Here is a 13218-nt window from a genome sequence, read left to right on the forward strand (position 1 = left end):
TTATTTCCCCGTGATGTAGCCGGGGATCGCGACGTAGCGCTCGAGGAAGCGCATTGCGGTCACGACGACGGCGTTGACGAGGAGATAGAGAAGGGTCGCGGCGGTGAAGGCCTCGAACACCTGGAACGAGAATTCCTGCATGGAGCGCGCCTGCCCGGTCAACTCAAGCAAGCCGATGGTGATGGCCACAGCCGTGTTCTTGATGGTGTTGAGGAACTCGGACGTCAGCGGCGGCAGGATGATGCGGAACGCCATCGGCAGCAAAATGTAGCGATAAGCCTGCAAGGTCGTCAGGCCGAGCGCGGTCGCCGCCATCTTCTGGCCGCGCGGGAGCGATCCGATGCCGGCCTGCAACTGCACGGCGACGCGCGCCGACATGAAGAAGCCGATGCCGATCGCCGCCGTCCAGAACGGCGCATTGGGCAGCTGCTTCAGCCAGAGGCCGGCAGATCTCGGCAGCAGTTCCGGCAGCACGAAGAACCACAGGAAGAGCTGCACCAGCAGCGGCATGTTGCGGAAGAATTCGACATAAGCAAAGCCGAACCAGTACGCTCCCTTCGACGGCAGCGTGCGCATCACGCCGACGATCGAGCCCATGATCAGCGCGATGATCCATGCGAGCGCACCCGTCTTGAGGGTCAGCACCAGGCCCGACAACAGCATGTCGAGATAGGTGCCGGTCCCCATCGGGTTGGGCTCGAAGAAAATTCCCCAGTTCCAGTGGTAGTTCACGTGTCCCCCGCGCGAACGCGCCAGTCATGGATGTCCCGGCGCCTATGCAAATGTCCGGCCACCTTGGAGTCAAGATGGCCGGACACGATCCGGATCGAAAGATCGCGGTTATAGCTTACTTATAATCGTCCGGGTTCGGCGAGTCGGTTGGCTTGGCGAACTCGTTCTTCAGCTCGGCCGAGATCGGGGTGTTGAGATTCAGACCCTTCGGCGGGATCTTCTGGGTAAACCACTTGTCGTAGATCTTCTGGCCTTCGCCAGAGGTGTAGAGCGCGGCGGTCGCCGCATCGACCACCTTCTTGAACGGCGCGTCGTCCTTGCGCAGCATGATGCCGTAGGGCTCAGGCTTGGAGAACGCGTCCTTGGAGATGACGTAGTCGTCGGGCGACTTCGAGCCGGCTACGAGGCTCGCGAGCAGGATGTCGTCCATCACGAAGGCGACGGCACGATCGGTCTCGACCATCAGGAAGGATTCGGCGTGGTCCTTGGCCGGGATGATGTTGGCGCCGAGGCCTTTCGCAACATTGGCTTCGGTGAGCTGTTTGATGTTGGTGGTGCCGGCGGTCGAGACCACGGTCTTGCCCTTGAGATCGTCGATCGACTTCAGGCCGCTCGACTTCTTGAAGACGTAGCGGCTGGCGGTCAAATAATGGGTGTTGGTGAAGGCGACCTGCTTCTGGCGCTCGGCGTTGTTGGTGGTCGAACCGCATTCGAGGTCGATGGTGCCGTTCGCCATCAGCGGAATACGGGTCGCCGAAGTCACCGGGTTGAGCTTGACCTCGAGCTTGTCGAGCTTGAGCTCCTTCTTCACGGCGTCGACGATCTTGTAGCAGATGTCCATCGCGAACCCGATGGGCTTCTGGTTGTCGTCGAGATAGGAGAACGGGATCGAGGAGTCGCGGAAGCCGAGCGTAATGGCGCCGGTGTCCTTGATGTTCTTCAGCGTGCCGGTGAGCTCCTCGGCCCCGGCCTGGCTGACAGCGAAGGTCGCGGCGAGCGCGAGGCCGATGCTACGGAAATGTTTCACTTTTTGGTCCCCTTTCAGGATGATGCCGGCGGGATGCAAGCACAAATTGGGTTGGAATAGAATGTGACTTTTGGCTGGATCGCGGCTCCGGTTAACGGCTCAGGCCGGCGGGCGCGTTAGCGGTCTTGTTAGCGCGCTTGGCAATTCCCCGAGATCCCAGAACAGGCCGGCCATCACCGTCAAGGCCTCTTCGGTCAATGGCAGCAGGATGTGCTCATTGGGCGCATGCTGGGAGCAGCCGGGATAGGAGTGCGGCACCCAGATCGTCGGCAGGCCCAATATCTCGGAGAACACGTCGTTGGGCAACGAGCCGCCGAAATTCGGCAGCACCGCCGGCGCTTTGCCGGTGGTCTGGCGCACCGAATCCGCCGCCCATGTGATCCAAGGGCTGTCGAAATCCGTGCGCGAGGCGGCAAAGCTCTGCGCCGCCCGGACCTCGACCATCGGAAAGCCCTTCTGCACCAGGTGCGCGCGAACCGCCTCGATCAGCCCATCGATCTTGGTGCCGACCACGAAACGCAGTTGCAGCACGGCATTGGCGTGGCCGGGAATGGCGTTGGCCGGCTTCTCGATATTGCCCGACGACATCGCCAGCACTTCGAGCGTGTTCCAGGCATAGAGCCGCTCGGCCGCCGAAAGACCCTCCTCGCCCCAGTTCTCGGCTAACGCCGGCTCGTCCTCGGTCGGCACCACCTGCACGTCCGCAAGATAGCTGCGGATCTGGTTGGTGAGGCGCGGCGGCTTCAGCGCGTCCAGCTGAAGGCGGCCGTGGCCGTCGACCAGCGTCGAGATCGCGTTGACCAGAATGGTCGCGGGGTTGGCGAGCACGCCGCCCCAATTGCCGGAGTGATGGCCGCCGTCGCGAAGGTTCACATCGAGATGAATGCGGATGCCGCCACGGCAGCCGAGGAACAGGGTCGGACGGTCGGCGGACAGGCGCGGCCCGTCGGAGGCCATGAACAGATCGGCCTTGAGCGCATCGCGATTGAGATCGCAGACCTTGCCGAGATCCGGCGAGCCGATCTCCTCGCCCATCTCGAGGATGAACTTGGCGTTGAAGCCGAGCTTGCCGCCGCGGGCCTCGCGCACCGCGCGGAGTGCGGCCATGTTGATACTGTGCTGGCCCTTGTTGTCGGCGGTGCCGCGACCGTAAAGACGCGTGCCCGAAACCGTGGTGCGCCAGGGATCGCGGCCATCACGCCACTCGCCTTCCATGCCGTCGACGACGTCGCCATGGCCGTAGATCAGCACGGTCGGCGCCGTCTCGCTCTCGCGGTGTTCGGCGAACAGGAACGGCGCCTTGCCGCTGGGAGATTCGATCATCCGGCTTTCGAAATCGAGCGCGGCGAAAGCGGGCACCATCTCCTGTTCCAGATAGGCGCGCAGCTCGACGCTCCGGTTCGGATTCTGGCTCTCGGTCCGATAGGCGACGCGACGGTCGAGTTCAGCGAGGAACGCGCCGGATTTGAAATCGTCACGGGCGCGGGCGATGGCATCGGCTCTGGTCATTATTTTCTTTTTTAGGTTGCGAGACGAAGGAGCATACCCGATACGGGCAGGCCTCCGAAAGTGGCGGGGACTTCGATAGTCTTGGGATTTCGTTCTTGCTCTCTTGAGATTGGCTTGCCAAGCGCGGCAGCGCCGCTGATTTTGGCCTTGCCAACGTCGCGCTATATGCAAGAACTTCGCCAAGTTCGGGCGCAGCTCTATCATTCGAAGAGTGCCCGGTACAGGGCGCCGGGGGACCATCATGGCCAAGCAGATCAGGCTCAATGCATTTGCGATGAATTGCGTCGCGCACCAGTCACCGGGCCTTTGGACCCATCCGCGCGACCGCACTGCCGAATATACCCGCCTGCCCTACTGGATCGATCTTGCCAAAACGCTGGAGCGCGGCCGTTTCGACGGGCTGTTCCTGGCCGACGTGCTCGGCGTCTATGACGTCTACGGCAACAGTCCTGACGCAGCCTTGCGCAACGCGGCCCAGTCGCCCTCGAACGATCCGCTGCTGCTGCTGTCGGCAATGGCTGCGGTGACGCAGAATCTCGGCTTCGGCGTCACCAGCAATCTCTCCTTCGAGCCGCCCTATCCGTTCGCGCGGCGGATGTCGACGCTCGATCATCTCACCGAGGGACGTATCGGCTGGAATGTCGTCACCGGCTATCTCGACAGCGCCGCGCGCGGCGCCGGCAAGGACAAGCAGATCGGGCACGACGACCGCTACGAGATCGCGGACGAATATATGGAGGTCGTCTACAAGCTCTGGGAAGGGAGCTGGGAAGACGACGCCGTGCTGCGCGACCGCACGCGCGGCATCTTCACCGATCCCTCAAAAGTTCATCGCGTCAACCACGAGGGCGCGAACTGGCGCATCAACAACACCATTCATCTCAGCGAACCGTCGCCGCAGCGCACGCCGGTGCTGTACCAGGCCGGCACCTCGCCGCGCGGACGGAAGTTCGCAGCACAGCACGCCGAATGCGTGTTCATGTCGGGACCGTCGGCCAAGGTGATCGCGCCGCGCGTGTCGGCGATCCGTCAGGAGGCCGCCGCGTTCGGCCGCAATCCGGCGGAAATCCTGATGTTCTCGATGATGACGATCATCCTCGGGCGGACGGAGGCCGAGGCGAACGAAAAATATGCCGACTATCGCCGCCACATCAGCCCGGAGGGCGCGCTGGCGCTGATGTCGGGATGGACCGGAATCGACTTCTCCGGCTACGAGCTCGACCAGCAGGTGCGTCATGTCCAGAACGACGCCGGTCGCAGCGCACTCGATAACGTCACCCGCGCCGATCCCGATCGCGTCTGGACCGTGCGCGACGTCATCGAGCATGTCGGCGTCGGCGGCGCCGGCCCCGTCGTGGTCGGCACGCCGGAGATGGTCGCGGACAAGATCGAGGCGTGGTTCGAGGCGACCGATGTCGACGGTCTCAACGTCGCCTTCGCGATCTCACCTGGCGATTTCGAGGACATCGCCGATATGCTGGTGCCGGAGCTGACGCGCCGTGGGCGGTACAAGGCGGAGTACGCGCCGGGCACACTGCGCGAGAAGCTGTTCGGTGACGGGCGTGCAAGGCTGGGGGCGCCGCATCCGGCGGCGGGGTTCAGGGTGGGGAGGAAGGGGTAGCGTCTTAAGGTACGCTGTCATGCCCCGGCTTGACCGGGGCATCCAGTACGCCGCAGCGTCTCGACTCAATCACCGCCGCCTCTGGAATACTGGATCACCCGCCTTCGCGGGTGATGACGACTGAGAACGTGGCGGGCATCAGCGCCGCAAGTGACGCTGCCTCACACCTTCCCGTCCACCATCACCTCGATCAGTTTCGTCCCCGGCCGGCCAAACGCCGACGCCAGCGTCGCCTTCAACTCGCGGGGATCGCTGACCTTGATCGCCTCGCATCCCAGTGCCTTCGCCACGCCCGCGAAATCCACCGGCGGATCGACAAAATCCATGCCGACGTAATTGTCGTCGCCATGGAAGGCGAGCAGACGCTGCTTGATGATGCGATAGCCGCCATTGTTGGCAATGACCACATTGAGCGGCAGCTTGTGATGCGCTGCCGTCCACAGCGACTGGATTGAATACATCGCGCTGCCGTCGCCGGAGAAGCAGACCACGGGGCGATCGGGATTGGCGATGCTGGCGCCGACGGAGGCCGGCAGGCCCCAGCCAATGCCGCCCGAGGCAAGGCCATGATAGCCAAAGCGGTCGCGGTGCGCACGGAGCGCCGTGATCTGGCGGCTCGAGGTGAGGCCTTCGTCGACGAGGATGGCATTGGCGGGCATGGCCTCCACCATTTGCAGCACCAGCCAGTCCGGATCGATGGGGCTGCGGTCCGCGGCCTTGCCGATCTGCTCGACCAGCGCGGTGCGCCGCGCGGTCCAGTTCTTCGGCGCAAGCTCGGCGAGACGTTGCTTCGCACGTTGCGCCAGGGCAGCGCCGCCCATCTCCTTCAGCACCGGGATCAGCGCGCGCAGCGTTTCCTTCAAATCCGCCTTCAGCGCGATCTCGGCACCGTAATTCTTGGCGATCTCCCAATCGCCGAGGCCGATCTGCACGATGCCAAGGCCCTCCGGCAGCGCATCGACCTCGCTGTAGACCGACATTCGCAAGGGATCGCCGCCGAGCGCGATCAAGAGGTCGTAGGCCGCAAGTGTGTCGCGCGCGACTTTCTGGACACGTGCCAACGTGCCGACGAAGCTCGGGCTCTCCGAGAGGAAGTGCGAGCCATAGGGCGTCGAGGATTGGTAGGCAGCCGCACCGAGCACCTCGGCGAGTTCGGCGGCCTCCTTCAGCGCGTCGCTCTTCACCACCTCGTCCATGGTGACGATCACGGGACGCTCGGCCCTGAGCAGCCGCGCGGCGAACGCGTTTAGTGCCTCATCCGATGGCCTTGTGCGGGCATCAATGCGGGTGGAGCGGCCGAGATCGATCCCGGCCTCGCTGTTGAGGATGTCGCCGGGCAACGAAATGAACACCGGCCCGGTCGGCGGCGTGGTCGCGACTTTGGCGGCGCGGCGCACGATGCGCGGCAGATCCTCGAGGCGCGTCACCTCGACCGCCCATTTCACCAGCGGCTCGGCCATGCGGACCAGCGGTCCGTACAGCACCGGCTCCATCAGGCCGTGGCCCTGCTCCTGCTGACCCGCGGTCAGGATCATCGGCGTGCCCGTGAACTGGGCGTTGTAGAGCGAGCCCATCGCGTTGCCGAGGCCGGGCGCAACATGGACGTTGCAGGCGACGAGCTTTCCGGAGGCGCGGCTGTAGCCATCCGCGATCGCCACCACCAGACTCTCCTGCATCGCCATCACATAGGTGAGATCAGGATGGTCCTTCAGCGCATGCATGATCGGTAGCTCGGTGGTGCCGGGATTGCCGAACAGATGCGTGATGCCCTCGTCCTTGAGCAACGCGAGAAAGGCGGAGCGGCCGGTGATCTTGTTCTTCATGCTTCCTCCAGAGGCGGACGTTGCCGCAAGGACGGGCGCATGATGGCCGAAATCGCGGGAGGCGCGCAAGGAAGCGCAGTCATGGCTGCGTTGCGTGGGCGGGCGCTACATCTCCTCGCGCCCCAGCTCGAACGGATCCTCCCCGCCCGCCCGCTTCTTCTTTTTCGAGCGCTGCCAGACCACACCGGGAAAACCTTTCAACGGCACCAGCGGCTCGCCGGTATAGGCCCATTCCTGCAGCTCTTCGATGGCGATGTGATAGAGCGGCTGGCGGCCGGTGCGTTCCCTGAACAGCGCACGGGGGATGTTGACCATATGCGGCCCGCGCGGGCGCTCGTACGTGATCGGCGTGCCGCAATGCGCGCAGAAGCTGCGCGCGGTCTTCGTTGCCTTGTCCTCGTAGCGGGTCAGCGCCGTCTTGCCTGCGGTGATGCGAAACCGCTTCTTCCAGCTTCCGACATAGGTTGCATAGGCGGCGCCGTGGGCGCGACGGCTGGCGGCGGAGTGATCGTGCCAGGCCCAGCGTGCGGGCACGTCGATCTCGAAGGTGACCTTGCCGCAGAGGCATTGCCCGGTGGCTATACCTGCGGCGGCTGCGGCTTTGGCCATAGCACTTCCCCCATCGCTCGCAATGACGAAATTCGTGGTGTCCGTCGGGGCAACACAATAACTCCGTAGCCCGGATGAGCGAAGCGACATCCGGGAAGACCAGAGCTTGGGTGAAGACCCCGGATATCGCTTCGCTCATCCGGGCTACAGCAGTGTCAGACCGGCGTCAGTTCGTCATACACGGGATAATCCGTATAGCCCTTCTCCTCGCCACCATAGAATGTCGTACGGTTATACGGCGTGAGAGGGTAATCGTGCTGCAGGCGCCGCGGCAGATCGGGGTTGGAGATGAAGATGCGGCCGAAGGCGATGAGGTCGGCGTGGCCATCGGCGATCGCCGCATTCGCGGTTTCGCCGCTGAAGCCACCGGCCGTCATCAGCACGCCGCCGTAGAGCGGCCGGAACAGCAGCATCGCCGAGGGCACGTTCTGCCAATTGACTTCTGCGCGCCCCGAGCCGCTGGAGCGCGGTTCGATGAAATGCAGATAGGCTAGACCGAGCTTGTCAAGCGCCTTGACCACGTGCGTGTAGAGCGGCATCGGATCGGGCTCGCCGGAATCATTGGCAATGCCGTGGGGCGACAGCCGCACGCCGACGCGGCCCGCGCCCCAGACCTCGATCGCGGCCTCGGTCACTTCGAGCAGAAGCCGCGCGCGGTTCTCGATCGAACCGCCATATTGATCGGTGCGCTGGTTGCTGCGTGATTGCAGGAATTGCTCGAGCAGATAGCCGTTGGCGCCGTGGATCTCGACACCGTCGAACCCGGCGGCCAACGCGTTCTTCGCGCCCTGCCTGAACGCCTCGACGATGCCCTTGACCTCGTCCGTGTCCAGCGCGCGCGGCGTCTCGTAGTCGGAGATCTTGCCGTCGGCGGTCACTGCCTTCATGCCTTCGGCCCTGATCGGGATCGCCGAGGCCGAGACCGGCAGCTCCCCGCCGTGGAAGGAGGAATGCGAGACGCGGCCGACATGCCAGAGCTGGAGAAAGATGATGCCGCCCTTGGCGTGCACGGTGTCGACCACCTTGCGCCAGCCCGCGATCTGCGTCTCCGAATAGATGCCAGGCGTCGCCGGATTGCCGCGGCCGTGCGAGAGCACGGGCGAGGCCTCGGCGATGATCAGGCCGCCTTGAGTGGCGCGCTGACCGTAATATTCGGCGTTGAGCGGCCGCGGCGAAAAGCTCTCGCGCTCGGCCCGCATGCGCGTCAATGGCGCCATCGCGACGCGATGCGCGAGCTTGTACGGACCGACCTGCAACGGTTGAAACAACGCCTCGAATTTCATGCTGGTTCCAGAATGGCTAAGGAAGGATGCGCGTCATATAGCGAGGGGCGGCCACCCGAAAAGGCGCCGCCCCCACAAAAGCAGATATTCCCTGCCACGGAATCCGCGAAGAGAACAGGCCTCAGCCCGTCTTGATCCACACCGCCTTCACGTTGAGATATTCCTCGACGTGCTGCTTGCCGGATTCGCGGCCGTAGCCGCTCATCTTGTAGCCGCCGAAGGGGACTGCAGGGTCCATCGCCTGGTAGCAATTCACCCACACCGAGCCGGCGCGCAGGCGCTTCGCAACCGCATGCGCCTTGCTGACGTCCCGTGTCCACAGGCCCGAGCCAAGACCGAACGTGGTGGCGTTGGCGCGCTTGACCAGCTCGTCCATGTCCTTGAATGCGATCGCGGAGATGACGGGTCCAAAGATCTCCTCCTGCGCGATCCGCATATTGTCCTGGACGCCCGCGAACACCGTCGGCGAGACGAAGAAGCCTTTTGAAAGCGCGCCTTCGGTGACGCGGCCACCGCCGGCGAGCGCCTTGGCGCCTTCCTTCTGGCCGATGTCGAGATAGCTGGTGACGCGCTCGAGCTGCTGCTCGGACACCAGCGGTCCGATCTGGGTGTTGGGGTCGAGACCGTTGCCCACTTGCAGCTTCTTGCCGAACTCGGCGACGCGGCCGACGAACTCCTCGTAGATCGACTGCTCGACGAACAGCCGGGTGCCGGCGCTGCAGATTTGCCCCGAATTGGCGAACACCGCCATCGCGGCGCCCGGCACGGCGGCATCGAGATCGGCGTCCGCGAACACGATGTCCGGCGACTTGCCGCCGAGCTCGAGCGAGACACGCTTGAGGTTGCCGGCCGAGGCGCGAATGATCGACTGGCCCGTGACATGCGAGCCGGTGAAGGCAACCTTGTCGACGTCGTGATGTGCGGCAAGCGCCGCGCCCGCGGTCTCGCCAAAGCCAGGCACGACATTGATGACGCCGGGCGGGACGCCCGCTTCCATCGCGAGCTCGGCGATGCGCAGCGACGTCAGCGGCGCTTCTTCGGCGGGCTTGAGCACGACGGTGCAGCCGGTCGCGATCGCCGGGCCGATCTTCCAGATCGTCGCGGTCAGCGGACCATTCCAGGGAATGATGGCGCCGACGACGCCGATCGGCTCCTTCAGTGTGTAGGAGAAGATTTCGCCGGGCAGCGAGTTCTCGATGGTCTCGCCATGGATCGCTGTGGTCTGGCCGGCATAATAGCGCAACATGCCGACGGCGCGCAGACGATAGGCGCGGGTACGGCTGAGCGGCGCGCCCATGTCGAGCGTGTCGAGCTGCGACAATTCGTCGAAATTCTTCTCGACGAGGTCGGCAAGCTTCAGCAGCAGGTTCTGCCGCTCGAACGGCTTGACCTTGCTCCAGGGCCCTTCGAAGGCGCGGCGAGCGGCAGCGACCGCACGGTCGATATCTTCCTTGTCGCCCTCGGCAACGGTTGCGAGCAGTTCGCCGGTCGCGGGGTTATGGGTCTCGAAGCGCTTGCCGGAGGCAGCATCGACCCACTTCCCGTCGATCAGCATCTGCTTGTAGGACCCGTTGGCGAACGGGTGGCGCGTGATTGGAATAGCCTGCGACACAGCCATGGCTGAACTCCCTGTCAATGATTGATTGGTTCGATCTGGGCGGGATCGTTAGGTCGATAGAATACTGCGGTGCCGGACAGGCGTAAAGGAGAGGCGCAAAGTCGGTGCGGAACGAAGACCTCCCATGCCGACTTGTGCAGGGTCGCGCAAGTGTCGTGTTATGTCACGACCGAGCCCCTCCCCCGGAGACCGAACCATGCCGCATCCCGCGATCGTCAAAGACAATGTAGCCGTGATCACCGGCGGTGCGTCCGGCATCGGATTCGCCGCCGCAGCAGCCTTCGCGCGGAACGGCATGAAAGTGTGTATCGCCGATGTGGATCAAACGCGGCTGGCGGACGCCGCAACAAGACTCTCATCCCTGACGTCCGCCACACATGTGATGCCCTTCGCGATCGACGTCAGCAAGGCCGAGAGCGTGGCGGAACTCGAGCGCGCCGTGCGCGAGCGCTTCGGCGGCACCGACATCCTCATGAACAATGCGGGCATCCAGCCCGGCAGCACGTTGTTCGGCGAACCCGACAATTGGCAGCGCATTATCGGCGTCAACATGTGGGGCATCATCACTGGCTCGCGCATCTTCGCGCCCAACATGATCGCGCGCGGCAGGGCGGGGCTCATCATCAACACCGGCTCGAAGCAGGGCATCACCACCCCGCCCGGCGATCCCGCCTACAACGTCTCCAAGGCCGGCGTGAAGGCCTTTACGGAAGCGCTGCAGCACGAGTTGCGGAACACTGCGGGTTGCCGCATCACCGCGCATCTGCTGATTCCCGGCTTCGTCTTCACGGCCCTTACCGCGAAGGGCCGGACAGAGAAGCCGGCCGGCGCCTGGACGGCCGAGCAGACCGTGGATTTCATGTTGGCGCGGCTGGAGGCCGGCGATTTCTACATCCTGTGCCCGGACAACGACGTCCCGCGCGCGCTCGACGAAAAGCGCATGCTGTGGGCCGCCGGTGACATCGTGGAGAACCGCCCGCCGCTGTCACGCTGGCATCCGGACCATGCGGATGCATTCGCGAAGTTCGTGAAGGGGAATTAGGCTGTTTGATCCTCATGGTGAGGAGCGCGGAACGCGCGTCTCGAACGATGCAGGCCCGGTTGGGGCCCTCGACCCTTCGAGACGCCCGCTTCCGGCGGGCTCCTCAGGATGAGGGTTTACACAGGGGGCGCTCTACAGCGTCTCTTGCTGATGCCCGCAATTCTTGCAGGCGAACTTGATGCGGGTCTGGCCCTTTGGCGCCTGCACACGGTTCGGGGCGCCGCATTTACCGCAGACGGCCTCGATGCGGGTATCACCCTGCTTGACGACGACGGTTTTCTTTTCCATCGATTCGCGGATCAGGCGCTCAGCCTCCTCACGCAGGGATTGTTTCGACAAAGCTCGTCTCCGCCATAAATGCGGGCGAGGCTTATCCCACCTGCGGCAAAATCACAATCCGAAACGGCTGCTCAGACCTCCACAATCACGTAGCTGTCCTCGACATGCACCGGAAAGGTCTCGGCAACATACGGGCCTTTCTGGAGTTCCTCGCCGCGCTCCACAGCGACCGGATATGACCTTATCTTGACGCGCTTCGGATCGAACCACGACTGGCCGTTGCGCATGTCGAACTCCCAGCCGTGCCAGGGACAGCGCAGCATCTCGCCGACGCGCGAGCGCTGATAGATGCCGGGCTCGGGCGAGGTCAGCCGCGCCACGCACGCCGCTTTCTCCAGCGGCGCGCCTTCGTGCGGGCAGCGGTTCAGCAGCGCGAAGAACTCGCCATGGACGTGGAACACGACGATGTCGCGGCCCGCGACATCGACCACCTTGTTGCCACCGGGTGGGATCTCCGAGGTGGACGCGACGATGTGACGGGCCATACCGTGCAGACCTTCTCAGAACTTGTAGACCGCGCGGGCATTGGTGCTGAAGATCTTCTTTCGCTCGGCCTCCGTCAGCGGCGTCTTGAAGGCGAAGCGCGGATCGTCGAAATCCCAGTGCGGATAGTCCGACGAGAACAGGAGACGATCGATGCCAACCCATTCGATCAGAGAGCGCAGGTGGCGGGCTTCGTCAGGCTCGTCGATCGGTTGCGTCGTGAACCAGAAATGCCCGCGGACATATTCCGACGGCTTGCGCTTGAGATGCGGCACCTCGCTGCGGAAGCGCTCGAAATGCTGGTCCATTCGCCACACCGCGGACGGAATCCAACCGAAGCCGCCCTCGATGAAGACAAACTTCAATTTCGGAAAACGCTCCGGCACACCCTCGATCACGAGACTGGCAAGCTGCGCCGCAATGGTGTGCGCGTTGGACTGGTGTTCCTCGACGTAATAGGACGGCCAGCCGCCACCGGTCGGCGCATGCCCGCCATAGCCGCCGACATGGATGCCGAGCGGCAGACCTAGTTCCTGGGCACGCTCGTAGATCGGCCAGTAGCGGCGACGGCCCAGCGGCTCGTTGGCGCGCGGCGAGACGTTGATCTGGACGTATTCGCCGATTTTCGCGCAGCGTTCGATCTCGGCGATGGCGAGATCAACACCGTCCTGCCCGACCAGGATCGAAGCCTTCAGGCGCGGGTCGCGATGCGACCAGAACGCCAGCTGCCAATCGTTGATGGCACGCTGGATTGCGGCGCCGAATTCGAGGTTCTGCTGCGAGAAGATGAAGAGATCGAGCACCTGCAAAATCCCGAACTCAACGTCGAGCGGATCGAGATGCTGCTTCTGCATGAAGGCGAGATCCGAACCGGGCGGCCCGCCCGTCGGCGGCCACGCATCGCGGCGCGCGATCAGCGGCGAAGAGCGCGGATAGGGCGTGGTGAACAGATAGGGCGTGCGCAAATGGCTGCCATATTCCTTCAGATGCTGCTGCCAGCGCTTTGGCAGGAACTCGTTGAGATCGTCGAACGAATGCAGACTCGGATGGACGTCGCAATCGACGATGCGCAGCCGCGAAGCGGCGGGCTTCTCGTCTTCCCGCAGCGGGCGGTCGATGACCTCACTCATGC

At 64.0% G+C, this 13218-nt stretch carries 12 protein-coding genes; 2 read left to right on the forward strand and 10 right to left on the reverse strand.

From position 1 onward, the window contains the following. The 3 genes from ABIB80_RS25535 to ABIB80_RS25545 all read right to left on the reverse strand — a co-directional run bounded on the left by ABIB80_RS25535 (nt 1) and on the right by ABIB80_RS25545 (nt 3268). Nucleotides 1–732, reverse strand: a complete 732-nt coding sequence (locus tag ABIB80_RS25535) for an amino acid ABC transporter permease (protein WP_007597031.1) — start codon at nt 730–732, stop codon at nt 1–3. Nucleotides 733–847: 115 nt separating this feature from the next. Beyond that, a complete protein-coding gene (locus tag ABIB80_RS25540; RefSeq protein WP_035995282.1) occupies nt 848–1759 on the reverse strand; it encodes an amino acid ABC transporter substrate-binding protein in 912 nt (303 codons plus the stop codon). Between the two features lie 99 nt (nt 1760–1858). Next, the gene (locus tag ABIB80_RS25545) at nt 1859–3268 is read right to left on the reverse strand and encodes a M20 family metallopeptidase (RefSeq protein WP_007597034.1); all 1410 of its coding nucleotides are present in this window, start codon (nt 3266–3268) and stop codon (nt 1859–1861) included. A gap of 241 nt (nt 3269–3509) precedes the next feature. Between ABIB80_RS25545 and ABIB80_RS25550 the strand changes: the two genes are divergently transcribed. Then, the gene (locus ABIB80_RS25550; RefSeq protein WP_007597036.1) at nt 3510–4889 is read left to right on the forward strand and encodes an LLM class flavin-dependent oxidoreductase; all 1380 of its coding nucleotides are present in this window, start codon (nt 3510–3512) and stop codon (nt 4887–4889) included. Nucleotides 4890–5050: 161 nt separating this feature from the next. On the opposite strand, the gene ABIB80_RS25555 is transcribed toward ABIB80_RS25550, so the two are convergent. From ABIB80_RS25555 to ABIB80_RS25570, 4 genes are all read right to left on the reverse strand, one after another. Beyond that, complete coding sequence (locus ABIB80_RS25555; protein ID WP_007597037.1) at nt 5051–6712, reverse strand: thiamine pyrophosphate-binding protein; 1662 nt, start codon at nt 6710–6712, stop codon at nt 5051–5053. A 105-nt stretch (nt 6713–6817) separates the two neighbouring features. Further along, nucleotides 6818–7321 carry a GFA family protein gene (locus tag ABIB80_RS25560; RefSeq protein ID WP_007597039.1) on the reverse strand — a complete coding sequence of 168 codons (504 nt, stop codon included), beginning with the start codon at nt 7319–7321 and terminating at the stop codon, nt 6818–6820. A 155-nt stretch (nt 7322–7476) separates the two neighbouring features. Continuing rightward, on the reverse strand, nt 7477–8604 hold the full coding sequence (locus ABIB80_RS25565; RefSeq protein WP_354128669.1) for an alkene reductase: 1128 nt from the start codon (nt 8602–8604) through the stop codon (nt 7477–7479). Between the two features lie 121 nt (nt 8605–8725). Further along, nucleotides 8726–10222 carry an aldehyde dehydrogenase family protein gene (locus tag ABIB80_RS25570; protein WP_007597043.1) on the reverse strand — a complete coding sequence of 499 codons (1497 nt, stop codon included), beginning with the start codon at nt 10220–10222 and terminating at the stop codon, nt 8726–8728. A 196-nt stretch (nt 10223–10418) separates the two neighbouring features. Between ABIB80_RS25570 and ABIB80_RS25575 the strand changes: the two genes are divergently transcribed. Then, entirely contained in the window at nt 10419–11264 is an 846-nt protein-coding gene (locus ABIB80_RS25575) for an SDR family NAD(P)-dependent oxidoreductase (protein WP_007597044.1), read from the forward strand. 132 nt (nt 11265–11396) lie between these two features. Here the strand turns inward: ABIB80_RS25575 and ABIB80_RS25580 are convergent, their stop codons facing one another. The 3 genes from ABIB80_RS25580 to ABIB80_RS25590 form a co-directional block, all read right to left on the reverse strand. Further along, complete coding sequence (locus ABIB80_RS25580) at nt 11397–11603, reverse strand: hypothetical protein (protein WP_007615092.1); 207 nt, start codon at nt 11601–11603, stop codon at nt 11397–11399. A gap of 71 nt (nt 11604–11674) precedes the next feature. Then, the gene (locus tag ABIB80_RS25585) at nt 11675–12088 is read right to left on the reverse strand and encodes a Rieske (2Fe-2S) protein (protein WP_007597046.1); all 414 of its coding nucleotides are present in this window, start codon (nt 12086–12088) and stop codon (nt 11675–11677) included. A 15-nt stretch (nt 12089–12103) separates the two neighbouring features. Further along, complete coding sequence (locus ABIB80_RS25590; RefSeq protein WP_007597047.1) at nt 12104–13216, reverse strand: amidohydrolase family protein; 1113 nt, start codon at nt 13214–13216, stop codon at nt 12104–12106. Nucleotides 13217–13218 lie beyond the last annotated feature (2 nt).

The organism is Bradyrhizobium sp. i1.15.2, assembly GCF_040548425.1.
GTDB lineage: Bacteria > Pseudomonadota > Alphaproteobacteria > Rhizobiales > Xanthobacteraceae > Bradyrhizobium > Bradyrhizobium canariense.

Bases quoted from the DNA above. Each gene is read 5' to 3' on its own strand.
- ABIB80_RS25590 (WP_007597047.1), bottom strand. From the start codon at position 13,216: ATGAGTGAGGTCATCGACCGCCCGCTGCGGGAAGACGAGAAGCCCGCC.
- ABIB80_RS25575 (WP_007597044.1), top strand. From the start codon at position 10,419: ATGCCGCATCCCGCGATCGTCAAAGACAATGTAGCCGTGATCACCGGC.
- ABIB80_RS25550 (WP_007597036.1), top strand. From the start codon at position 3,510: ATGGCCAAGCAGATCAGGCTCAATGCATTTGCGATGAATTGCGTCGCG.
- ABIB80_RS25570 (WP_007597043.1), bottom strand. From the start codon at position 10,222: ATGGCTGTGTCGCAGGCTATTCCAATCACGCGCCACCCGTTCGCCAAC.
- ABIB80_RS25545 (WP_007597034.1), bottom strand. From the start codon at position 3,268: ATGACCAGAGCCGATGCCATCGCCCGCGCCCGTGACGATTTCAAATCC.
- ABIB80_RS25555 (WP_007597037.1), bottom strand. From the start codon at position 6,712: ATGAAGAACAAGATCACCGGCCGCTCCGCCTTTCTCGCGTTGCTCAAG.
- ABIB80_RS25565 (WP_354128669.1), bottom strand. From the start codon at position 8,604: ATGAAATTCGAGGCGTTGTTTCAACCGTTGCAGGTCGGTCCGTACAAG.
- ABIB80_RS25560 (WP_007597039.1), bottom strand. From the start codon at position 7,321: ATGGCCAAAGCCGCAGCCGCCGCAGGTATAGCCACCGGGCAATGCCTC.
- ABIB80_RS25585 (WP_007597046.1), bottom strand. From the start codon at position 12,088: ATGGCCCGTCACATCGTCGCGTCCACCTCGGAGATCCCACCCGGTGGC.